Source organism: Leptospira gomenensis, assembly GCF_004770155.1.
GTDB classification, from domain to species: domain Bacteria; phylum Spirochaetota; class Leptospiria; order Leptospirales; family Leptospiraceae; genus Leptospira; species Leptospira gomenensis.
On the sequence record NZ_RQFA01000063.1, the window covers coordinates 22,434 to 42,039 of the forward strand.

Sequence of the window (19,606 nt, forward strand, 5' to 3'; positions counted from 1 at the left end):
GACTTCGGATTAACGCGTTATCCGGGCTAGATCCGTACCCGGATAGTAGTGTCTCAGGATTTCGACGTAGTTATAATTCTCCTTCGCCATTCCGAAACTTCCCCATTGACTGAGTCCGACTCCGTGACCCGAACCCATCCCCTTTACGAGATATCCGTTTCCTTCTTTTTGAATTCCGAACCGCAAGGAGCGTACGGAATTTCCCAACGTTTGTCTGAATTCTTTGCCGCGTATTCGGGAAGAACCTTCGCTTCCGGAAAGTTCCATCAGATCCACTCGGCCGGACGCGGTTCTGGACAATACTTGAACGGAACGGATCTCCCCCAATTTTAAATGCGAGAATTTTGAATCCAACGTTTCCTGCGGAATCACGTCCTTCCAATAAAAGTTGTCGCCCGCGCGATCGAATTCGGAAGCCACCGTCGAAAGATAGGGAATTCTTTTTCCTCCCCATACGTTTTCGGGGACTTCTGTTTTTCCGCCGCTGTTGGAATGAAAGAAGGCTTGGATTGGCGTCTCCTCGTAAACCGCCAATACTCCCGTCGTATCCTGCACCGCTTTCGTCGTGGAAGGATGTTCCTTTTCCAATCCTCCGTATACCTGGGAATTGGTGTTGGCCTCCACGTCGTAAAACGCATTCTTTTTATTTAATATTTCACGCACCGCATAGGTTCTAGCGCAGATCGCCTGCGCTTTGAGAGCCTCTTGCGGCCAGCTATAAGGAACCTCGGAAGGTACGACGGCGTATAAGTACTCCTCGAGAGGAAGTACGTTTACCACGAGCGCCGGTCCCGAGTTCTGGGGAACCAACAGGATCGATCCGCGCACTTTCAACGATTTGAATTCCAGGCCTTGCGTTTCGGACGCGAAACGGATCGGAGCCTTGAGTTTGGAAACGTTAAGCGAAATGATATCGATTCCCTTTTTTATAAGAAGTTCGTTGGCGTCGTATACGGATAGGAGACCTTCCCCGCGGATCTGAAGATCGCCTTCCGCTTTTCCGATCAATACGCGGATCTCGTGCACCGAACGGCTCTTATACGGAGGAGTCCAGGGACGAATGATCACGGTGTTACAACCGGCTTCCCAAAGGACGAGGATGAGAGTACAATACAAAACTAGTTTTCTGGTCATAGAGAATCCCGGAGATACGTCTATCTCCTTCTTAAATATCGATTTAAAACGGAAATCCCTACAGAGATTTTTGTTCAGGAAATAACCGAAGTCAAAAACGCCACGGATTCCAAATGCGGGGTCTGAGGATACGGATCGGTGATCATAAGTTTCCGGATTCGGAACCGATCCTTCAATTTGCGAAGGTCTTCGAGTTGGGAGGAGGGATTGCAGGACACGTATAAGAACGATCCGATCGTGGAATTTAGAAGCGCCTCCAAAACGAATTCTCCCAGTCCGGCCCGGGGAGGATCCGCGATGAGCACGTCGTTTCCGTTCGAACGAAACAGTTCCGAAAGTCCGGGCAAAGATTTTTTGGAAAACAGATCCTCTCTGTGATACGTGCTTTGAATCTCCGGGAAGTCGGCCCTCATCTGTGTGCGTGCGATTTCGAGAGAACTTTCGATCGAATCGATTCCCACTACTTCCTTAAAACGATGCGCAAAGATCCTCCCGAAAAAGCCCGATCCGCAGAAAAGATCCACGAGTTTTCCCGAACCGTTCGGAATTTCGCGTTCCATAAAATCAAGGATCGGTTGAAATCCGGTCGGATTGGGTTGGAAGAACGAATCGAAAGGAACACGAAACTCCTTTCCCCATACGAGTTCCGAGTAGGACGAGGAACCTCGGATCGATCTGGCTTCTCCCGAAGAGGAAACTTCTCCCTTTCTACGGTTATAACAGAAAAGAAGGTGATCCGCCTTTAAGTTTTTCAGACATTCTTCAGCGAACGTTTCCTCTTGGACGGAATTTTTGAATTCCTCCACGAAGGTAAGAACGGTCATCAGTTCGGACGTGTTCCGGGCTTTTCGTATCGTTATATATTTTAGAAATCCTGCATCTAGTTTGCGATCGTAAGGAAGGTCCGGAAAACGGGAAAGCAGTCCGCGGAATCGTGCCAACTCTTCGTCCGCCTCTCGGCTTTGGATCGAACAACTTTTTAGGTCCACGATTTTTCGGAAAGAACCGGATTCTCTTTGTCCGACGACGGGCCCCGGGAAAACGCCGAAGTCCATTCGATTTCTGTAATGATAGGTCGTTTGTGCGGGAATTAGAACCGGCTCCGCTCCGAAGTCGTTCCGATAACTTTCGCAAAGGGAAGAAGTTTTGAGACGGAATTGTTCTTCATACGGGATATGTTGCGCGGCACAACCTCCACAACGTGTGAAGGCTTCGCAAGGAGGTTTGACGGAACGGGGAACCTCCGAAATCGGAACGAGTTTGACGGAAGGTTTTCTACGTTTCTTTTTAAAAAGAAACACGTCGTATTCGTCTCCGGGAAGGGAATACGGGGCCTCGATCTTCGTCGTACCGGAGATCAAAATTCCGCGCAGATTGGAAGAGATCCTTTGTACGAATTGTCGTTCCGGGGTTTGCGAAAATTTCTGCGTGTCCATTGTGTTCCAGTTTTTTGCGAGAACTCGTACTGTAAATAGCAGTTTTGAATTGTGCGATGATATCGCTGTAAGAACATCAACGCGTGCGCGTTTCGATCGTAAATTTTTTTCAAGAATGGCGAGGGCAGAACGTACTCTGCGTTCTTGCCTTGGTCGCGACCGGTTGTTTTCCGATCCGGTCCGATTCTTCGTTTTCCCGTTTTTTTCCTTCCGAACTAAATTCCGAACAGACGAAAAAAATCGAATCACTTTGGAAATACGTGGCCGAGTTGAAACCTCGTGAATTAAAAACGAGTTCCTCCTTTTACAAACGGAATTCCAAATTCGAACGTTATTTCGGTTTTTCCTTTTCCGGTCCTTCTCTGAGGAATTGGCTTCAGGGAAGAATCTCCGGTTTTAAGTCGGACCTTTCCCAAGAATACACGGCGCATTATCACCGGGGAATCGTGTATCTCAATCGGGAATTTTTTCGTTTATCCGAATGGGAACAGGCTCTCGTTCTGGTCCACGAGGCGAAACACTCCGACGGCGGCGAATTTCAACACGTGGTATGTCCTCCCGGATTTCCGTATCTCAGTTTAAGAAAACCGGAGACGAGGTTGGAAGGAATGGCGGCCTGCGACGATCGAGAGGACGGCGCGTACGGACTAGGCGCGGCTTTTTTATTCGAAATGTATTGTTACGGGCTTTATCCCGAAAATCATGGAACTGAATTGCTGGGGATATACAACTCGGAACTCGGCAGAATCATCACGAAACGGTAAACGAACATGTCGCTTAACAAAAGAAAACTCATTTTCATTTTCATTTTCATCTTCTTACTTCTATCGGTCTTCGGGTTCGGGACTTCGTGTTCCGAAAAAAGACCGTTCGTACGTTTGGAGCCTCCTGCGGATTCCAAGGGAAGGTTGTACGTCATTCGTCCGATCGAAACGGCGCTTGCCGCTTGGACGTACGAATTCGAACTCAAAAAATACAAAGGACATTTTAAGGAATCTTCTGAGACGGTTACCGTTTCCGTGTTTCGTCTTGCCAACGGAGGATTTTATGCGGAGGATTTGGAGGAAGGGTTTTATCGGCTTACGGTCGCCTCCAAACCGGACGTAGACAAGATCCTGCGTATCGAAAAAAGAAAAACTTCGTTTTATCGTTTTATCATATTCAACGAAAAGGAAATCTCCCTGCCTGATTTTTTCATAAAAGAAATCACACAAGAGGAAGCGTTAGGCGATCTTCTGGAAGGCGAACACCTGAACGAGAGTCTTAAACGTATAGAATAGATCCGTTCCCCGTAGTCAGTTTTTTTGTTCTTGGAACCGAAGAACGTATCCGGCAGAAGTTCTTTGTTCGATACGATTTCGGAAGTTCGAAGTTCGTATTCTTTTTCCAAACTTCGCGTCGGAAATTCGTTCAGAGCGGGAACGAACCTTTTCGTTTTCTTGCGTCTACACTCGGGACCGCGGACGTAATTTCGGGTTCTTTCTTTTCGGAATAAAAAAAGCCCCGGAATTTCTTCCGAGGCCTTTTCTCTAACTAAAATTCCGGGGAATTAAACTTAGATTTTGCAGCTGCTTTTCAGTTCAGCGTCTTTTCCCACTTCGATTTCGAGGTTGGAAAGGATCACGCTAGGATTTTTGATCGCAGCAGTGGTGAAAATTTTAGAGTAGTTTTCTTTAGCCACTTCTTTGAATCTTTTGGAATCTGCGGAACATCCGAAAAGAGTCGCCAAGCTGGAAAGTTTTTCACCCTTTCCCATAGCGATTTCCTGCTCGAGACTTTCGTAGTTCATGTGAACGAAAATTTCTTTCGCCTTATCGTTGTTAACGATTCCGTCGGTAGTACAATTGGAGGTTCCGGAAGTCATTCCGAAAGATTGGTTGTAGTAAAAACCGTTGGAAGTCGCCGCGAAAATTTGAACGAATCCGTTGTCCTTGATGATCAATGACCCCAATCCGCATCCCGCCATTCCGTAAGCCGGTTTAGCGGAGAGATTGGAGGAAAGAACGAAAAGGGAAGTGAGTGCGATTGCAATGAGTTTCTTCATATCTTATGAATCTCCCGATTATAGAGTACAGTTCTTAGAAAGAGACGCATCTCCTTTCACTTCGGATTTAACCGCGGAAAGTAAAAGAGAAGGAGTGGTGTCTTGTTTGATCAAAGACGAATATTTGTCTTTGGTCAGTTTTCCAAAACGAGAAACGGAACCTGCGTCACAACCCAAAAGTTTTGCGAAAGAATCCAGTTTTTCCCCTTTTCCGAGAGCCATTTCTTGTTCCAGGCTTTGGTAGTTGACGGTCACGAAAAGCTCTTGCGCTTTGTCGGATTTTACGATTCCGTCAGCAGTACAATTGGAAGTTCCGGACGTAATCCCGGAAGTCTGAACTCCAGTGGCGTTCAAAGTCGCCGCAAAAAGTTGTGAACCGACGGTGTTTTCCTTAATGATGGTCGCACCCAATCCGCACCCTGCCATTCCGTAATTCTTTGCTTCTACTTTACCGGTCAGACCGAATCCGGCCAACACGGCGAGGCAGAGAACAGTCGAAACTACTCTTTTCTTCATAATGTATCTCCTTTGGAAAAATCAGAGTAAGGTTCATTTAAAAAGGGAACGAGTCAACGCATTTTTGGAGAAAATAATTTCTTTTTCGTTTATTTTCGGAGTCGAAACCATGGGAAATTACTTTACGGTCGATCGTATCGAATACGATTCCGTTTTTTAAGGCGAACGGTTATATCGCCTAACGGAGAAATTCGATCCTATTCGATGAAGTTTTATTTTATCCTATAAGTCGTAAGTTACGGACATTCGACGCGTTTTTTTCTAAAGACGCATCCGAAAGTCCGATGGAAAACACGGAGCGGTTTCGCATTGATCCAAGTAGAAAATCTTAGAAAAAAATTTTTGATCTCAAAAAGAAGTCCCGGCTTGCGCGGCGCGGTTTTGTCCCTGTTTCATTCCCGGAAGGAAGCCATTCCTGCCGTGGACGATATCTCCTTTTCTCTTCCACCCGGAGAGTTCGTGGGTTATATCGGTCCCAACGGCGCGGGAAAATCCACGACCATCAAGTTGTTGACCGGGGTGTTGACTCCCGACCAAGGAAAAATTTCCGTTTTCGGTCTGGATCCTTCCCGAGACCGGAAGGAAAATTCCAAACAGATCGGCGTAGTATTCGGACAAAAGACGCAACTCTGGTGGGATCTTCCTGTGGGAGAATCCTTCGATCTGTTGAAATCGGTGTATCGTATCTCCGAAAAAGATTATAAAAATAGAATGGAGTTGTTCTTCGATCTTCTCGGTTTCGAGGACTTTTTCCACCAACAGGTTCGTAAGTTGAGTTTGGGACAGAGGATGAAAGCGGAAATCGCGGCCAGTCTTTTGCATTTTCCTCGCGTACTTTTTTTGGACGAACCTACCATCGGCCTAGACGTTCTTGTCAAAGAGCGGGTGAGAGAATTCATCCGTACGATCAACCGGGAAGAGAAGGTGACCGTACTACTCACGACTCACGACGTCCAGGATATTGAAACTCTTGCGAAGCGGATCATACTGATCGATCACGGGAAAATCCGTTTCGACGGTGGTCTCGATTCTTTCCGAAATTTGGGTGGAACGGACCATTTCGTGGAGGTGCTCTATCGGGGGGATTCCGTTCCCGATCTTCCGTCCGATTATACGCCGATCTTTAACGGGGCTACGGATCGTTTTCGGGTGAGGGTTAAGGAAGGGGAATCCCTCAATCGGTTGATGGGAACGTTAGGCGCTTCCGGTTCGGAAATTTTGGAGGTCAGATATCACAAAAACGATCTCGCCCAAGTGATCCGTACCCTCTATAAGGATAGGACCTGAGCATGTCTTATTATTTTAAGGTCGTCTCCAAGGCCTTTCAAAGATCCAGCGCGTATCGACTGGAATACTACACCGGTGTTTTAAACGCGGTTTTATATCTTTTGATTTTGACCTCGGTTTGGAATTCCGTTCGCGGGGACGAATTGGGCGGTACGGAGAGAACCAAGGATTCCCTCGTGTTGTATGCCGTGTTCTCCACGTTGATTCGGGTTTCTTTCGGAAGACAGGACGGACTCGTTTCCTCCAAGATCAAAAACGGGGATATAGTATTCGATCTTCTCAAACCGGTTCGTTTTCCTCTCTCCGTTTTGGCGGATACGGCGGGAGTGAGTTTGTATCATCTTTTTTCCAGATCCTTGCCCCTTGTAGCGTGTGCGTATCTTTTTTTGGATCTTCGTTTCGTTCCGGAACCGCTCGCTTTCGCGAAGTTTCTGTTCGTTTATTCGGCTGCGTTTCTGATTTTTTTTCTGATCGGCTTCGCGCTTTCCTCGTTGTCGTTTTATTTTACGGAGATATTTTCGTTTTTCCTTTTGTATTTTGCGTTGATCACTCTTTTTTCAGGCTCCGTGATTCCTTTGGATCTTTTTCCCGATTGGTTGAAAACGGTTTCGTCTTGGCTTCCGTTTCCCTATCTTTATTATTATCCGACGCAGGTGTTGACCTCTCAACAGTTCGGAATGGATTTTTACGAGTTGTGTCTGCGTTATGCGGTCATGGTCGGAGTTTGTGCGTTATGCGCGTTTTCGATTTATTTTTCCGGTCTTAAACGTCTTGAATTGGCGGGAGGTTGATCTGAGTGTTGACTACCTTTAAAACGTATCTCAAGCTGGCGTTTTCCTCCGTTCAGGCGCGTATGGAATATAGGGCGAGTTTTTGGATTTATCTATTCACGCTTTCGGTGTTTTACGGCGCGCAGGCTGCCACGATTTTTCTTCTTCTTTCCAGGTTTCAGTCCGTGGGAGGATGGGAGAAGGGCGAGATAGCCTTTTTATACAGTCTGCTCATCTTCGCGCAGGGAATCGTCGCTTCCGTTTTTTCCGGAATGGTGGAATTCGGATCGCTCGTGCGCAACGGAGGTTTCGACCGTTATCTTCTGCGTCCTTTGTCGCCGATCGGTCAGGTTCTTATGAACCATTTCGATATTACGGGACTTCTACATCTCGTATTGGGAGCGGTTACTTTCGTGGTCGCCAATCGGTTTACGAATATTGAATGGACTTTGGAGAAGACGTTTTCTTTGGCTTTGGTGGTTTCCGGAAGCGCGACCATTCTCGCCGGAATCCGGATCGCGATCGCATCGATCGCCTTTTACGCGATCCAAAATTCGTCCCTGATTCAACTTTTCGTTTTTTCGACGAGGGAGTTTATGATGTATCCGATGAACATCTACAACTTCGGAATCAGGGTTTTTCTGACCTTTTTTCTTCCTTTGGGGTTCGTGAACTTCTACCCAGCGCATTATTTCCTGGATAAAAGTTCGGAAGGTCTGTTTCATCCTTCGTTCGTTTTTCTGAACGTTCCCATCGGATACGCGTTATTCGCTCTTTCTCTGTTGTTGTGGAAAAAAGGACAAAGGCGGTACGAATCCGCCGGATCTTAAAGGATCATTTCAATTCCAGATTGTCGATTCCGGATTCGGTGAACACTTCTTCGTAACGGGAAATGAACGGGGCTTCTTTTTCGATCCGTTCCTCGATCGCCATCGATTTGATTTCGTTTTCGCTGTAGGTCCGCATAAAATCGCGAGCCGCCAAACGTTGTACTAATTCGTCCCAGAAGATGCTGTCCTGATATTCGGTGATCAGGTCGGAGATATCCGTTTTCTCCTCGAATTCTCTCGTAAGATAATGGAGTTCCTCTTCGCTGTCGTACGCCACAAGATGCGTGACTTCCAACGACTTCGCGTAGGAAAGAACTTGTTGTTCCATGTCCTCGAACGCGTCGTACGAATCCAAACGATCCGGAGCGGGGTCCTCTTCCTCTAAAATCGAATGATAGAGAAATCGTGTGATCGCCAAGGATTTAAGAAGCGCTTCGTATTGTTCGCGTGAGAGTTCTATATTCATTGCAATTCCCATTTCACGGAATCGGTCCGGATTGCCAAACCTATTTCTCATCGGAAATCCGCAGGAATGAAAACGCGGTTCCGGATTTGAATTGGTTTTTGGAGAGGATTTACGACGATATACGAAGGATCCGATTTATGCTACCGAATTTTAGAATATTCTGCATTACCCTCGCTCTTTTGTTGACGACTTGTTCGGGTTCTTCAAAAAAATTCATCCGCTTAAAAACGGAAAATCCCTCGAAGGCAGTTCTTTATCTTCTGCGTCCCTCTAGAATTCCTATGGCTTTGTGGAAGGAGAGGATTAGAGTTCTACGTTATCGAACTTCCTTTTTGGATGAGGAACCGGTTTCGAAGCAAGAGTTCCGTCTTTCGGACGGGGAATACATCTGCTTGGAATCGGAGGAGGGATATCATAGACTCGTTTCCTCCGACTCGGAGAAGGTCCTGTATCTCGAAAAGAATCGGATTCGTTATTTGGATTATATGATCTTTAACGAATCCTTTTTTTCGCCCGCGGAAAGATATTTCAAGGAGTTGGAAGCCGAGGACGCGTTACGTTTGCTTCTCGACGGAGCGCGTTTGGATCGACATCCGCTCTCCCAGGATTGAAGTCCGATTTTTCGATCACGTGTTCCAAGAACGAAAGAAAGTTTTTCGCCTCTTTAGATGCTCCGAGGTTCATCCAATTCACGTGACCGCCTCCGCGTACTTCCCAAAACCACTTCGGCTGGCCGGCCAATCCGAAAATCTCGACGCCGTTCTGAAAGGAAACGATATCGTCCTCCGTTCCGTGAACCACCAAAACGGGAACGGGGGATATTCGGGAAATTGAATCCTCCGGACTGAACGAGTCGCTTACGAAAATTCCCGCGATCCAATCCATCGGAAAAAAGAGAACCCTTCTCACTACCTGACGAAAAACCTTTTTATAACTGGCAAAGGTTCCGTCCGCCACCATAAGGACGATTCCCGATTTATCCGGCAGGTCCGCGACGGCTCGAAGGGCGATCGCTCCTCCCAGACTTTGCCCGTAGACGACTGCGGGAATATTTCTTTTTTTAGAATATTCTAATTCTTTAATAAGGAAATCCACCGCGTCTTTGTGAATCGTCTCGCGTTCCGGGGTCCCGGTGGAATCCAGATATCCCCTGTAATCCAATACGACGAGTTCGTATCCGTGATTGACCATCCATACGAGACTCGTAAAATGACTCGAGCGGTTTTCTCCGTTCCCGTGGAATTGAAACACGACACCTCTCGGTTTTTCCTTGGGAAAAATTCTCCAGAACTTGAGTTTTTCTCCGTCGAAGGTTTCGAAAGTTTCCTCGTGGAATCTGAATCCTAAAACGTCCGGGGTCCAGTATTTCCTATCCGTAGGTTGATAGAACAAGGAAGCGCACGAAGAAAACGCCAAAAGTAGGACGGATGAATACGCCGTTCTAAAAAAATACGGAAACGCTGAGTTGTGCTTCTTCATAATACTTTTGTAATTTTCCTTCCAGTCTTATTTCGATGTTTCGGGACGGGCTGTAGCGGATTCCGGGCGATACCTTGAAGTCGTCTTTGTATCCGTAGATCGAAAACGCGAAGTATTGCGCGCTCAATCCCAACTTCCAATCTCCGAACGAACATCCCGTAAAAACCGCGGCTTGCGGCGCGATCAACATTCCTTCCGGATAATATCCGTTGGCCCTTCCTTTTCCTCCCAGTTGAAAGGAGAACGTCCACAAAAGGGACGAGCCGGAGTTTACGTTCGAAAAGGTGAGTCCTCCGCCGGCTTCCGCGTTGAAGTTCGTGGTTCTATACGCTTTGGTATAATCTTCCCTGTCCTTTTGATAAACCGGTTGTAGAAGCCAAGAGGACATTCCCGCCGATATCCCTGCGAGATAAGATAACGTTTTTTCGTTTTGGTATTCCCGTTTGATCATAGAAGAATCCGCGCCCACGTCCACGAAAAACGATACGGGAGTGGATATCGGAGTGATCGGCGAAAGAGAAAGAATTTTTACGAGACTTGCCTCTTCTAACGCAAGATTTTTTTGCGAGTCGTATTTACGAAGGACCACGGGAAAATATTCTATCGTGGAAAAAGGGACGTATCCGCGGTCGTTGTTTAGGAAATCGTGATACGCCGGGCGGATCGCGAATTCCGAGTAACCGCCTAACGTCGATTCGCCGCGACTGAATTTGAGTCTTCCGCTTCCGTGTCCTTCCTCGGGCGGGGAAACCGTGGGAGGTTGTTCCGGAAACGGAGGGAATTGCAGTTTACTTCTTTCCAGTAACACGTTTCTATATCTCCGTTCTTGTTCGGGGGAATACGTTTTGAGGGACTGTTGATATCTTCCCGCGTCCAAAATCGTATCCAGAACGTAAGCCCGTCTTTGTCCGTCGGATGCGTCCAAAACCTCCGGTAGATCCATATTCCCGTTTAGATACTCGAAAACCTTGCGCTTTTCCTGCGCGTCCAGGAGCAGAAGTTTTTGATCCAACTTGGAACTCAAGGAAGGTCGATAGGTTTTTTTTCGAACCAAACCTTCCTGTTCCAACAGTAGTTTTACCGTGTCGGTGGGAATCGTATATAGATTGAATTGATCGCGTAGTCTGAGTTCCGGTTTACCCAGTTCCACGAGCGATAAAAGATGATAGGAACAATTTTCGTCGAAGAAAAAATAATCGAAATAGGTGGATCCCAGTTCCCATACGTGCGAGGCGATTCGTTTCGAGTCTTCCGGACCGAGTTCGAGTTCGTATTCCCAGAGATCGCGGCTTTCGATGTCGTTGTATTCGTTTATCTTATAATAATATGGAAATATACTAAAATATCCCGGATATCCTCCGGCTAAACCTTTGATCGTATATGCGAGCGCGGAATCCTCCGGAGCGTTGTTTGCGGCGAAGTTTACCGCATAGTCCAGGATTTCCGATCTTGAGGAATTTTCGGATCCTATTTTGAGTAGGTTGTGTCCGAATAAGGAAGCGGGATTGTTGAGATAAAAGGAAGCGAAGATGAGTTTGATCGATGCGGGATTGAGGGCTTGGATCCAATTGTTATAACGTTCGCACTTGAGCGAAGGCAGCAAACTTTTGTCGAAGCGAAGTTGCGAATCCAACCAACGAAAGCGTTCCGGATATTTACAGAGGGGGTGAAGTTTTGTTTCACCGAGTTCTTCCTCGGTCGGAGTTTTGAAAAAAGAACGGATCGTTGCGATCAATTCCGATTTAGGGTCCTTGTGTCCGTTCGGGGATAGGAAAAAATCCTTTCCGTCGATTTCGCTTTTCGACTTTCCCAAAAAAATCGGATCCCTATAATGAAGTAGTAAACTCCAATAACGGGAGGAATCCAGATTTTTTTCCAGCGCCGAATTTTCATAGGAGAGGATCGGATCCGAGGTTTGTTCCTGAGAAAATAAAAAGGGAACGCCGATCGAAAGAAGAGTTAAAGTCAGTAATAGTTTAAGAAGGTTTGATTTCAAAAAAGGAACACGATCTTCCGGCTATAAACGCCGGAAGAATTCTTTTCATAAGTTATAGTTTACAGATTTTAGAAAGTGTCTCGTCCTGAGAGGCTCCTATTTTGATTTTACTCAGAAAATCGGAAGGATCCTCGGAAGAGAACAGATTCGCGTGATTTTTTTGGGCGAAGTCGGCGAATCGTTTCGGTTCGCTGCAATTCATGAGTCTGGCGAACGTATCCAAACGTTCTCCCGATCCTTGCGCGGATTCTAATATAAGCGAATTGTAATTTAGATGCACGAAAATTTCCGCCTCTCTTTCCTTATGAGTGACCCCGTCCGTTTTGCAGTTCAACGTCCCCGTAGTGATTCCGAAAAGCTGATTCGCGGAAAAACCGTTCACCGTAGCGGCGATCACCTGGTGTACGACCTTGTTTTCCGTGATTACGACCGAGCCTAAACCGCATCCGGCCGCTCCGTAAGCGTGTATTTGTCCTGTCCAAAGAAGAGAAAGAAAAAGAGAAACGATCGCGATCGATTTGAGTTTTGTTTTCATGAGTTCCTAATCCTTTTTAGAGTTTGCACGAAGCGGACAATACGGAATCCTGCACGATCTCTTGTTTTATCTGATACAACATAGAGTCGGGAGTCGGCTTTCCGGAAAACAATTTGTCGTAACTGCTTTGTGTCATTCGGGAGAAACGATCGTTTTGTTCCGCGGGACATCCGAGAAGAGAAGAAAACGCGGAAAGTTTTTCGCCTTGACCGGCTGCGATTTCCTGTTCTAAAACTTCGAAATTCACCGCGATAAAAACCTCACGAACCTTGTCTTGTTTTACCAAACCGTCCGTCTTACAATTGGATGTTCCTGTGGTGATTCCGAAAGTTTGGATGCCGGTGGCGTTTAACGTGGCCGACAACAACTGAAGTACCATTTTGTTGTCTTTGATGAGGAGCGATCCTAATCCGCAACCAGCCACGTGGTAGTCCGCGGCCAATAGGGAAGACGAAGAAAATGACGCGTACGATAGAAAGACGGACGCTACGATTTTAGTAAGATTTTTTTTCATTCCTTACTCCTTTTTTTCGTTCGAGTAAGTTTAAGAAGGGAAAGGTGTGTGTCAATTTTTTTTCCCTTTCGGAAAACGAACGATTCTTTCTAAGAAATCAGTCCTTGGTTTCGCCTTGCATTTCTTTGAGAAGTTCGCATTCCGGAATTTCCTGTTTTTCAACCTTCTTTTCCTTTACGTATCCGACCACGTGACCCGGCACGGAAGCCACAAGTCCTATGAGAGGATTGAGAGAACTCAACAACGGCCCGGTGGCATAGGTCGCATACGCAGGATATAACGTGCGATAGGCGACGAGTTCGCTTTTGAGATCGCATTTGTGTCGTATGTATCGGAGCGCGTCGTCCGACGCTCTGGCTTCCGGATACAAGGGGCCGATAAATGGGATCGTATATCCCAAGCTGTACAACGACTTGTATTTGCGAAGTGCGAAGTCTTTGGAATGTCCGCCTTCGTGAAGCACGACGGAGGGAAGATCGCTGTATAAATTGATCGTATTGGAGTAGGGATTGTAATGATCTCCTCCGAGAAGTCCCGCGAAAACCCGTTCCGGAAGGATCGCGCCGATTAACCAGTTAAAAATTCCGATGGTGTATTTGAGAACGGGATGAACCGTTTCGGAGCGAATCAGTTGTTGAAGATCGCTGATAGGGGCGTATTGGTTGAAACGAACCTTTACGTCTTTGAGATTGTTTTCCCGAATGTACGCTTTGAGATAGTTTTTCGTCTCTTCCGAAAAAGAGTGACTGTTCATCTTTCGATTCCAAAGGATAAGTTTGGTCAACGATCCGAATACGTTTCCCAGAAAGTCCACGATCCAATACGGTTCCCCTTCTTCGAATTGGGGGTTGTTTTCGTTGAAGTAGTTCTCGTGCGGATAATACGGTTTCGCGTAGACGTATTTTTTTTCTATCGAATACGAGCAATCCAGGAATAGGGACGCCGTTAGGGAAACCAATGCGGTGAAAATGATCTTTTTTCGGCTCATAAGGGAAGGAATCCTTCCGGTTGTTTTCGCGGTTGTTTCGGAGAAAGATTTTTTTGTATCAGAGATCGTTTTAGTACTTCAAAAAATTCTAATAAAGCCGCACGTCCGAGAAAATTGAGCTGATCCTCCCTGGTTCCGCGAAATCCGAGGTAGGGCATATATACGAGCCAACCGAGGACGGTTCCAGTGGCGAGGGTGAAATAACAGTCCGTCACGTTCGACTCTATGTTATCTTCGTGGCGGAAATCGAAAATTTTCTGCTTGGATTCGGAATCGATCGCTTCCACGTTTAGTCGTACGCTGCTTACGCTTTCGATACAACGGTCGGTCGTTTTTAATTCGAAATCGAGGATTCGGATTTCGATTTTTTTATCGGTCTTGTATTCCTCCCGATTGCGATCCAGTTCCCTTTCGATCAGCGTCTTGACGGAACCGTATTCGTTTTCCAAACGGTTAGGAGCCAGGAAAAACAGGGAAGGAATCCTTTGCGCGAAGGGTTGTGTTTCGAGTTCAGTAGGTTGTGAAACCGCGAATTTCGGATTCATCTTCGGAACGGCGAACTGAGGTAGATTGTCCACGTTTCCCGTGTCGAACCGATCCGTTCCTTGTTTGGGAACGTAAACGCGTACGCTAATACAATCGATTGTGAATATTAGAAAAAATGAACAAAGGATAGGGGCGAGTTTCGCGCTCGGCGAGTTTGATAGTTTATCCAAGGTTTTCATGGGGTCACCAATCCGGTGAACGTCGCGCAATATCCGGTTCCGATCAATCCCCAATACCAGGATTCCTGTAGAGTGATTTGGGAGACGGTGCCCTTCCTTTGCGAAATCATTTTTTGATAGGCTCTGATAAAACGTTCGTTGGTATCTATGGGGAGTATTCCGAACAATAAAAATCCGCAACTTCTTCCGTAAACGGGATAGGATGGAAGATTCGGATCCTTTGCGGTTGAGGCGGTTTGGTTTTCCGGTAGGAATACGGGAGTGGACGAACATCCGGACGTCAATAAGAGAACGCTCGTAAAAAGAAGGATCGATAGGTTCCGGTTCATTGAACTGCGTCTCCGGTTAGGGTCAAACATTGTGTGACACCGAGTAAAACCCAATACCAGGTTTCTTGAATGGTTAGATTTACGATTGCCTTCGTGCCGGGAATCTGTCGGATTGCGTCCGCATAGGCCCGCTCCACTTTCGAATTTTGTCGGATCGGAATGAAGTAGTATTCGGGGGATAGGATTCCCAAAAAGCCGCAGGCGCTTCCGCGGACCTTTCCGATTTTTTTCGTTTCCCCTTCGAGAGTCGGTTGGATCAATACGTGTTCGGAAGAACAGGAAAGAAGCAAGGAAAGTAGGACGGGATAGTAAAATAAAACCGTGCGGAGTTTCATGAGAAGTGATCGGTTCTGAATGTTGTCCGTCGTTCCCTTTCGGGTAAAGTATTTTTTCTAAAAGTAGGTCGAGCTCGTCGATTTATCCGCGAAAAAACGAAGATCGATTTTTTTTGTTAGGTGATTTTTAGAAGGTTGAAAAAAGAGCCGCGGTTTCCGTGAGGAAACCGCGGCTCTTCGGTTTTCTTTTTTATTTAAAAAAGGAAACGTTCGATTTTTATTCTCCGTAAACGATCACACATTCTTTCGAATAAAGATATCCTAGAGCACCTTCCGTACTACGATCGATGACAGCTATTTTCGTAATATTTCCGTCCTTCATCGCTTCTTCTACGCTACCTTCTCCACCCGCAAAGAAAAGCCAGGTGATTATTGAATAAGTGGCACAAGAACGTCCTTGTTTTAATACTTTAGCGCTCGTTGGTCCTCCAATTTGTGTTCCAGAAATATGATATTCATTGGACTGAAAAAAATAAATTGGATAAAGATTGGAAGAGCAGTTGGAAATAAGTGCGATTACGCACACCAAAAAAATCAAAAAATATTTTTTCTTCATGATTACTCTCCGCTCACGATTGTACAGTAGTTTTTATAAACGAATCCTAAAGCAGATATCGAAGAATGATCAATGGTGGCTATTTTAACAATTTTATTTTCCATTGCAATTCTACCCGCACTCGCTTTCCCCCAAGAAAAAAGGTGAAGTACGTTATGAACACATCCTTCTCCTTTTTTGACTGAATCCACGTCATTGCTGGCGTTGAACTCTCCCGCAAAGCTCGTTTTCGTAAAAATGAAGCCGGAAACCGGGCCCGATGCACAATTCGAGAACAGAAGACAAAGGCCTAGGATGGTTGTGAGAATGATATTTTTACTCATAATTTATTGTATCCTTATTTTTTTTTGCCCGTAGTAGCTGGTTTAGAATCTGGCTGCGGTGATGCCCCAGAGCCTTTGATAACTGTACAAAAGCTATGATATAAAATCCCGCCGATGGCGAATTGCTCATATTCAATTCGATCAATTTTTTTAATCTTACCTTCCGCTTTGGCAGCTTCGATCGAAGAATCTCCGATAGCAATGAGCCCTAAAAACGACTTAGAACAGGCTGTTCCGGTCAAATCCGCATTTTCTACAGAATGTCCTAATTGACCCGGGACGGAACCCATGTGTAAAAGTAATCCACCGCTCAAATTAACGGAAACGGGGTTTGCGTAGCTTTTCGCTGGATTCGTATTGGCTGTTTTATAAAGAACACCCGGATTGATTCCAGTGCAATTTACAAGCCAAGCCGAAGTCAAACAAACGAATATCGTTACTTTAAAAGAGTTTATCATTTGTAATCCTCATGAATTTTTAGGATAAATGGGCATTTCCTATTTATCCTGGCACAAAGATCGTAACATGATTTAATTTGTAAATCGAATTGTAGAAAAGAATAGATTTATTTAAAAAATCAACATCGTTATGCTTTTCGTAACATACATAAAATTGTCTTCTCGTTTATATTCTTCAACTTTTAATAAGTAACGTTATTTCTTTTTTGCGTCGAGCATTGTGGAAATGAAAGAGTTCATTCTCCCCAGACGACGATACAGTTTTTATAAAAGACCGGCCCTAAAAAACTGAACGTGGAGTAATCGACGACCGCTATCTTCTTGATTCCGTATTCCTTGGCGATATCTGCGACACTCGTTTTCGGTCCTCGAAAGATCGTATTGTAATAGAAAAAGGAAACCGCGTAGGCGCAACCTTCTCCTTTGCGTGCCACATTCGCCGAACTCAAAAGATGTCCGTTGCTTTTGGAAAGAAGATGTTGCGTATTATAAGAAATGAGCCACGCCGGTTCGGATGTGGCGATACAACCGATCGAGGTTGCGATCGTCGAAGCCACGATCCAAACGGGAAATAGGATTTTGGGAAGAATTCGTCTCATCGTTTTTCTCCCGCCACGATCACACAATGGTTTCTATAAAGAATCGCTAATATATGGAGAGCGCTGTAGTCGATGATGGCGATCTTTTTGATTCCGTTCGAGTTTGCGACCGAACCGGCTCCCGCGTCTCCAAAACTTACGATTCCGAATATATTGTGGATACAACCTTCCGCGGTGGTTTCCGGTTTTACGTCGTTTGCCGTATTGATTTGTCCGGGGTATTGAGTGTATGCGAATAACAATCCGCCGACCGGACCGGAGGCGCAGGCGTTCGTCGAGACGGCAAAAACGAAGATTAGGAAGTATTTCAGGATCGTTTTCATTCCGCTTTGATTTCTCCCGTTTTTTTCGATGGAATCAGTTCTGCTTGCGGATCGGTTTCTTGTGTATCGCCGGATACTTTTGTCGTGGAGGTGGATTCTCCGGTGACAATCGTACAAAAGCTATGATAGAACCAAGCCAGGACGGCGGTGTGTTCGTATTCTACGTGAGCGATTTTGTTTATATTTCCTTGGATTCGTGCGGCGTTGATCGAGGAATTTCCGAATGCAAAAAGTCCGAGTATGGAGCGCGAACAGGCTTGTCCTCGCTCGAGGCTTTGGGCATTTCCTCCCAGGAAGGCGGGTATGGATTCGTTGTGATAGATGAACCCTCCTTTGTAGAAAAGCTCCAAGGATGGTCTTCCATAGGCCGGGGTTGGATTGGTATTTAAATCTTCGGGACCGTTGGGCGAATTGGCGATGTTTACTCCCGTGCAGCCGAAGAAATGGATGGTAAGAAGGAGAAATAGGCTCGTTATCCGAGGATGAGCCTGTTCTAAGATTCGAATTCGCATATCGTTTCTATACTGTTCGTCCTTGGCTCCGGACATTGAAATTGCTTTTTTTCTAAAAAAAGGAGAATTGGATTTTTTTTGAAAATCGTGTGAGTTCCCACACAATTTTTTCCTACAAAGTATTGATCCGTGTGAGTTCCCACATTCTCCCGGAAAAAACGAAGAATTTCGACTTTGATTAGGGTGGATCGGGAGCGCCGTACAGAAATTCAGATTCTTCCGGATCCAAGGCAAACGGAGAAACTACGTGAGAAAGATCCTCTTCCTCTTGCTGTTTTCGAAGTTTGGAATACGAATCTCTCCAAGTAGCCGTTTGCGTGTGTGAGTTCCCACGTTTTTGATATTTCAGAAACGCCAAAGAATACAAAAGCAATTCCCGGTTGAAACCGGTCTGTTTGAGTTTAGAATCTAAAAAAATTGCATCCACCGATCGGCCGCTTTCCACGATCTCTTGGAGAATTTCTATGGCCTGCACATCCAAATCCATACCTCTTTGCCGATAAATTCGATGGATCGGATATAAAATCTCTTTTTCGGCCCGACCGTCCTTTTTTAAATTCAGAAAAAAAGCCCGTCTCGCCAAGGCGAGCGCGTCGTTCCAGCGTTTGTTTTGTAGGAATTCCAAGGCAGACTCATAGGCAAAAATCGGTTCGTTTCGAAAGACGGCGGCCCGATCCAACAAAGCCTGTTCCAAACGAAGTGGAAAGGAGCCGTTTTGTATTTGCGTAGAAAACCGTTTTTTCTTGAGGGAAAGAAGAAACATCCGATGCAGCAAAGGATTTTCGGGGAAATGCGGAATGAATTTGGAACATTTGGAAATCGTATCGTCGATTTTTCCCGATTCGAAGGATTGTTTGATTTCGGCTTCGATCGCGGGAAGATCGTCTTTGTAAGGATTGTGTTCTCCGATCCAACGAAGGGTTTGCCGGAAATAATTCAAATTACCCAAACGAGAACTTAGGACGAGGGCTTTGTAACGAACGACCGGATTCTCCGGGTTCTGCGAAAGACCGAGGCGTACAAATTGAAAGGCTTTGTCCGGTTTTCTCAGTTCCTCATATCCTAAAATCAAATCGGACAATAAGGAAGGATGATTCGGATCCAGAGCGAGGCTTTTTTCGAAACTTTCGAGGGCCGTAGTAAGATCGCCTTTGCCGATCCAGGCTCTTCCTTCGATTTCGTAGTAAGAACCGGTTTTCGGTTCTCCTACGGAATCGGCGATTTCCAGTTTTTGCAGGGCTTGGTCGTAACGCTGACGGAACACTTCTTCCCTTGCTTGGCGTAGTAGCTCCTCGTAAGAAAAGGTTGAATTCCCAAAGAGCGTTGAATAACCTGTGCAAAGTAAAAAAAAGAAACAAGTGGATAGTAGTTTCCCAGGCGGTCTGTCAGGTAGAATTCTTCCCATCTTTTTAAACATCGGAACATTGAAAAAAAACAAGAGGTTTCACTGA

Annotated in this window: 26 protein-coding genes; 6 read left to right on the forward strand and 20 right to left on the reverse strand. The window is 45.8% G+C overall.

The features are described 5' to 3' along the window. Positions 1-9: 9 nt before the first annotated feature. Together EHQ17_RS13855 and EHQ17_RS13860 are read right to left on the reverse strand one after the other, a co-directional pair. Positions 10-1,134 (reverse strand): SpoIID/LytB domain-containing protein, encoded by a 1,125-nt coding sequence (locus EHQ17_RS13855; protein ID WP_135595605.1) that lies wholly within the window; start codon positions 1,132-1,134, stop codon positions 10-12. Between the two features lie 74 nt (positions 1,135-1,208). Then, on the reverse strand, positions 1,209-2,570 hold the full coding sequence (locus tag EHQ17_RS13860) for a class I SAM-dependent RNA methyltransferase (RefSeq protein WP_135595606.1): 1,362 nt from the start codon (positions 2,568-2,570) through the stop codon (positions 1,209-1,211). A gap of 149 nt (positions 2,571-2,719) precedes the next feature. On the opposite strand from EHQ17_RS13860, the gene EHQ17_RS13865 reads away from it, so the two are divergent. After that, a complete protein-coding gene (locus EHQ17_RS13865; protein ID WP_135595656.1) occupies positions 2,720-3,334 on the forward strand; it encodes a hypothetical protein in 615 nt (204 codons plus the stop codon). A 6-nt stretch (positions 3,335-3,340) separates the two neighbouring features. Next, positions 3,341-3,850, forward strand: a complete 510-nt coding sequence (locus tag EHQ17_RS13870; RefSeq protein ID WP_135595607.1) for a hypothetical protein — start codon at positions 3,341-3,343, stop codon at positions 3,848-3,850. Positions 3,851-4,125: 275 nt separating this feature from the next. Here EHQ17_RS13870 and EHQ17_RS13875 read toward each other — a convergent pair whose 3' ends face one another. Then, on the reverse strand, positions 4,126-4,614 hold the full coding sequence (locus tag EHQ17_RS13875) for a DUF3015 domain-containing protein (RefSeq protein ID WP_135595608.1): 489 nt from the start codon (positions 4,612-4,614) through the stop codon (positions 4,126-4,128). Positions 4,615-4,632: 18 nt separating this feature from the next. Further along, a complete protein-coding gene (locus EHQ17_RS13880; RefSeq protein WP_135595609.1) occupies positions 4,633-5,130 on the reverse strand; it encodes a DUF3015 domain-containing protein in 498 nt (165 codons plus the stop codon). Positions 5,131-5,439: 309 nt separating this feature from the next. On the opposite strand from EHQ17_RS13880, the gene EHQ17_RS13885 reads away from it, so the two are divergent. From EHQ17_RS13885 to EHQ17_RS13895, 3 genes are read left to right on the forward strand one after another with little or no spacing between them, the layout of a single operon-like run. Continuing rightward, positions 5,440-6,417, forward strand: a complete 978-nt coding sequence (locus tag EHQ17_RS13885; protein WP_135595610.1) for an ABC transporter ATP-binding protein — start codon at positions 5,440-5,442, stop codon at positions 6,415-6,417. Between the two features lie 2 nt (positions 6,418-6,419). Then, positions 6,420-7,208 (forward strand): ABC transporter permease, encoded by a 789-nt coding sequence (locus tag EHQ17_RS13890; protein ID WP_135595611.1) that lies wholly within the window; start codon positions 6,420-6,422, stop codon positions 7,206-7,208. A 5-nt stretch (positions 7,209-7,213) separates the two neighbouring features. Next, the gene (locus EHQ17_RS13895; RefSeq protein WP_246057555.1) at positions 7,214-8,017 is read left to right on the forward strand and encodes an ABC transporter permease; all 804 of its coding nucleotides are present in this window, start codon (positions 7,214-7,216) and stop codon (positions 8,015-8,017) included. A 4-nt stretch (positions 8,018-8,021) separates the two neighbouring features. Here EHQ17_RS13895 and EHQ17_RS13900 read toward each other — a convergent pair whose 3' ends face one another. Further along, positions 8,022-8,534, reverse strand: coding sequence for a hypothetical protein (locus EHQ17_RS13900; protein ID WP_135595612.1), 513 nt, complete (start codon positions 8,532-8,534; stop codon positions 8,022-8,024). Here EHQ17_RS13900 and EHQ17_RS13905 point away from each other — a divergent pair. Beyond that, the gene (locus tag EHQ17_RS13905; protein ID WP_167882481.1) at positions 8,483-9,094 is read left to right on the forward strand and encodes a hypothetical protein; all 612 of its coding nucleotides are present in this window, start codon (positions 8,483-8,485) and stop codon (positions 9,092-9,094) included. The two genes, EHQ17_RS13900 and EHQ17_RS13905, sit on opposite strands and share 52 nt — an antisense overlap. Here the strand turns inward: EHQ17_RS13905 and EHQ17_RS13910 are convergent. The 15 genes from EHQ17_RS13910 to EHQ17_RS13980 form a co-directional block, all read right to left on the reverse strand. Continuing rightward, the gene (locus EHQ17_RS13910) at positions 9,012-9,962 is read right to left on the reverse strand and encodes an alpha/beta hydrolase (protein ID WP_135595614.1); all 951 of its coding nucleotides are present in this window, start codon (positions 9,960-9,962) and stop codon (positions 9,012-9,014) included. The genes EHQ17_RS13905 and EHQ17_RS13910 overlap by 83 nt on opposite strands. Then, complete coding sequence (locus tag EHQ17_RS13915) at positions 9,925-11,958, reverse strand: Lnb N-terminal periplasmic domain-containing protein (protein WP_476737700.1); 2,034 nt, start codon at positions 11,956-11,958, stop codon at positions 9,925-9,927. The genes EHQ17_RS13910 and EHQ17_RS13915 overlap by 38 nt, the downstream gene beginning before the upstream one ends. A gap of 52 nt (positions 11,959-12,010) precedes the next feature. Beyond that, positions 12,011-12,493, reverse strand: coding sequence for a DUF3015 family protein (locus EHQ17_RS13920; protein ID WP_135595615.1), 483 nt, complete (start codon positions 12,491-12,493; stop codon positions 12,011-12,013). A gap of 16 nt (positions 12,494-12,509) precedes the next feature. After that, positions 12,510-13,007: a DUF3015 family protein gene (locus EHQ17_RS13925; protein ID WP_135595616.1), complete on the reverse strand. Its 498-nt coding sequence runs from the start codon at positions 13,005-13,007 to the stop codon at positions 12,510-12,512. A gap of 97 nt (positions 13,008-13,104) precedes the next feature. Beyond that, complete coding sequence (locus EHQ17_RS13930; protein WP_135595617.1) at positions 13,105-13,995, reverse strand: hypothetical protein; 891 nt, start codon at positions 13,993-13,995, stop codon at positions 13,105-13,107. Next, entirely contained in the window at positions 13,992-14,720 is a 729-nt protein-coding gene (locus EHQ17_RS13935; RefSeq protein ID WP_246057556.1) for a hypothetical protein, read from the reverse strand. Before EHQ17_RS13935 ends, EHQ17_RS13930 begins: the two co-directional genes overlap by 4 nt. After that, positions 14,717-15,049 carry a YajG family lipoprotein gene (locus EHQ17_RS13940; protein WP_135595618.1) on the reverse strand — a complete coding sequence of 111 codons (333 nt, stop codon included), beginning with the start codon at positions 15,047-15,049 and terminating at the stop codon, positions 14,717-14,719. Before EHQ17_RS13940 ends, EHQ17_RS13935 begins: the two co-directional genes overlap by 4 nt. Then, complete coding sequence (locus EHQ17_RS13945; RefSeq protein WP_135595619.1) at positions 15,046-15,384, reverse strand: hypothetical protein; 339 nt, start codon at positions 15,382-15,384, stop codon at positions 15,046-15,048. Before EHQ17_RS13945 ends, EHQ17_RS13940 begins: the two co-directional genes overlap by 4 nt. A gap of 217 nt (positions 15,385-15,601) precedes the next feature. Further along, on the reverse strand, positions 15,602-15,940 hold the full coding sequence (locus EHQ17_RS13950; protein WP_135595620.1) for a TRL domain-containing protein: 339 nt from the start codon (positions 15,938-15,940) through the stop codon (positions 15,602-15,604). Positions 15,941-15,942: 2 nt separating this feature from the next. Further along, on the reverse strand, positions 15,943-16,263 hold the full coding sequence (locus tag EHQ17_RS13955; RefSeq protein ID WP_135595621.1) for a TRL domain-containing protein: 321 nt from the start codon (positions 16,261-16,263) through the stop codon (positions 15,943-15,945). A 14-nt stretch (positions 16,264-16,277) separates the two neighbouring features. Next, the gene (gene lsa14, locus EHQ17_RS13960; RefSeq protein ID WP_135595622.1) at positions 16,278-16,721 is read right to left on the reverse strand and encodes an adhesin Lsa14; all 444 of its coding nucleotides are present in this window, start codon (positions 16,719-16,721) and stop codon (positions 16,278-16,280) included. A gap of 236 nt (positions 16,722-16,957) precedes the next feature. Next, positions 16,958-17,320: a TRL domain-containing protein gene (locus tag EHQ17_RS13965; protein ID WP_135595623.1), complete on the reverse strand. Its 363-nt coding sequence runs from the start codon at positions 17,318-17,320 to the stop codon at positions 16,958-16,960. Beyond that, entirely contained in the window at positions 17,317-17,643 is a 327-nt protein-coding gene (locus EHQ17_RS13970; RefSeq protein WP_135595624.1) for a TRL domain-containing protein, read from the reverse strand. The genes EHQ17_RS13965 and EHQ17_RS13970 overlap by 4 nt, the downstream gene beginning before the upstream one ends. After that, positions 17,640-18,191: an adhesin Lsa14 gene (gene lsa14, locus EHQ17_RS13975; RefSeq protein WP_246057557.1), complete on the reverse strand. Its 552-nt coding sequence runs from the start codon at positions 18,189-18,191 to the stop codon at positions 17,640-17,642. Before lsa14 (EHQ17_RS13975) ends, EHQ17_RS13970 begins: the two co-directional genes overlap by 4 nt. Before the next feature lie 142 nt (positions 18,192-18,333). Next, positions 18,334-19,593 carry a tetratricopeptide repeat protein gene (locus EHQ17_RS13980; protein WP_167881095.1) on the reverse strand — a complete coding sequence of 420 codons (1,260 nt, stop codon included), beginning with the start codon at positions 19,591-19,593 and terminating at the stop codon, positions 18,334-18,336. Between the last annotated feature and the right edge of the window lie 13 nt (positions 19,594-19,606).

Bases quoted from the DNA above. Each gene is read 5' to 3' on its own strand.
- EHQ17_RS13955 (WP_135595621.1), bottom strand. From the start codon at position 16,263: ATGAGTAAAAATATCATTCTCACAACCATCCTAGGCCTTTGTCTTCTG.
- EHQ17_RS13890 (WP_135595611.1), top strand. From the start codon at position 6,420: ATGTCTTATTATTTTAAGGTCGTCTCCAAGGCCTTTCAAAGATCCAGC.
- EHQ17_RS13940 (WP_135595618.1), bottom strand. From the start codon at position 15,049: ATGAACCGGAACCTATCGATCCTTCTTTTTACGAGCGTTCTCTTATTG.
- EHQ17_RS13860 (WP_135595606.1), bottom strand. From the start codon at position 2,570: ATGGACACGCAGAAATTTTCGCAAACCCCGGAACGACAATTCGTACAA.
- EHQ17_RS13935 (WP_246057556.1), bottom strand. From the start codon at position 14,720: ATGAAAACCTTGGATAAACTATCAAACTCGCCGAGCGCGAAACTCGCC.
- EHQ17_RS13875 (WP_135595608.1), bottom strand. From the start codon at position 4,614: ATGAAGAAACTCATTGCAATCGCACTCACTTCCCTTTTCGTTCTTTCC.
- EHQ17_RS13930 (WP_135595617.1), bottom strand. From the start codon at position 13,995: ATGAGCCGAAAAAAGATCATTTTCACCGCATTGGTTTCCCTAACGGCG.
- EHQ17_RS13900 (WP_135595612.1), bottom strand. From the start codon at position 8,534: ATGAGAAATAGGTTTGGCAATCCGGACCGATTCCGTGAAATGGGAATT.
- EHQ17_RS13945 (WP_135595619.1), bottom strand. From the start codon at position 15,384: ATGAAACTCCGCACGGTTTTATTTTACTATCCCGTCCTACTTTCCTTG.
- lsa14 (WP_246057557.1), bottom strand. From the start codon at position 18,191: ATGTCCGGAGCCAAGGACGAACAGTATAGAAACGATATGCGAATTCGA.
- EHQ17_RS13925 (WP_135595616.1), bottom strand. From the start codon at position 13,007: ATGAAAAAAAATCTTACTAAAATCGTAGCGTCCGTCTTTCTATCGTAC.
- EHQ17_RS13950 (WP_135595620.1), bottom strand. From the start codon at position 15,940: ATGAAGAAAAAATATTTTTTGATTTTTTTGGTGTGCGTAATCGCACTT.
- EHQ17_RS13880 (WP_135595609.1), bottom strand. From the start codon at position 5,130: ATGAAGAAAAGAGTAGTTTCGACTGTTCTCTGCCTCGCCGTGTTGGCC.
- EHQ17_RS13910 (WP_135595614.1), bottom strand. From the start codon at position 9,962: ATGAAGAAGCACAACTCAGCGTTTCCGTATTTTTTTAGAACGGCGTAT.
- EHQ17_RS13870 (WP_135595607.1), top strand. From the start codon at position 3,341: ATGTCGCTTAACAAAAGAAAACTCATTTTCATTTTCATTTTCATCTTC.
- EHQ17_RS13855 (WP_135595605.1), bottom strand. From the start codon at position 1,134: ATGACCAGAAAACTAGTTTTGTATTGTACTCTCATCCTCGTCCTTTGG.
- EHQ17_RS13965 (WP_135595623.1), bottom strand. From the start codon at position 17,320: ATGAGACGAATTCTTCCCAAAATCCTATTTCCCGTTTGGATCGTGGCT.
- lsa14 (WP_135595622.1), bottom strand. From the start codon at position 16,721: ATGATAAACTCTTTTAAAGTAACGATATTCGTTTGTTTGACTTCGGCT.
- EHQ17_RS13920 (WP_135595615.1), bottom strand. From the start codon at position 12,493: ATGAAAACAAAACTCAAATCGATCGCGATCGTTTCTCTTTTTCTTTCT.
- EHQ17_RS13970 (WP_135595624.1), bottom strand. From the start codon at position 17,643: ATGAAAACGATCCTGAAATACTTCCTAATCTTCGTTTTTGCCGTCTCG.